This is a genomic window from Kitasatospora cystarginea, assembly GCF_039533515.1.
Classification (GTDB): domain Bacteria; phylum Actinomycetota; class Actinomycetes; order Streptomycetales; family Streptomycetaceae; genus Kitasatospora; species Kitasatospora cystarginea.
Genome location: NZ_BAAATR010000204.1, coordinates 1 through 673, shown reverse-complemented (window position 1 = coordinate 673; position 673 = coordinate 1). Strand labels below are relative to the sequence as shown.

At 62.1% G+C, this 673-nt stretch carries 1 protein-coding gene and 1 pseudogene; both read right to left on the bottom strand.

Annotation, left to right across the window (positions count from 1 at the left end; all coding sequences use genetic code 11):
- Nucleotides 1-332 (bottom strand): LLM class flavin-dependent oxidoreductase (locus ABD369_RS40845; RefSeq protein WP_344641697.1); only part of this gene is annotated, 332 nt, incomplete at its 3' end.
- Nucleotides 329-673 (bottom strand): annotated as a pseudogene (locus tag ABD369_RS40840) (hypothetical protein); the annotation flags it as partial. The pseudogene ABD369_RS40840 and the gene ABD369_RS40845, both read right to left, overlap by 4 nt.

The following is a 673-nucleotide window of genomic DNA, read 5'->3' as shown; positions in this document are numbered from 1 at the left end:
AGGCGATCGAGCGTCGCCAATCTTTTGGCGAGCACTACCGGATTGTGATTGGGCAGCACCAGAACTCCAGTGGACAAGCCCAAGGTGGTTGTGGCACCCGCCACGAACGAAAGCAGTTCGAGCGGATCCGGGATGTCGCAGTCATCGGGAAGATGCGATTTGCCGGTCGGAGAATAGGGGTACTCGCTCGCGGTGTCGGCGATGACCACCGAGTGCTCCACTGCCGAGATCTCGTCGAAACCCAGCGACTCCGCCGCACGGGCGAATTGCAGAATCCAATCAGGGTCTCCGCTTCGACCCAGTTCGACCGGAACGACCACGCCGAGCTTCATACCGTTTCCTCCAGTGTCGCCATCAATTTCGGACCATCCACGACGCGACCGAGGTACCGGTCCGCATCGGGATCTGTTGCAAGCCACACCGCCGCTGCAGCGGGTACGGATGCCGGTGTGGCCGCAAATCCGGCGTCCACGATTGCGTCCGCGCCACCACGGGCTTTCCCTGATTCCGTGATGACAAATCCCGGACTCAGGTTGAACACTTTGATTCCGGCGTCTCGGTACTCGGAGTTGATCGCTCCGGCAATACGTCCGAACGACGCCTTCGACGCGGCGTACGACAGACCCCAACCACCCTCGCCGGGAGGCGCAGGCGGATCCATGGTCGCCGAGCC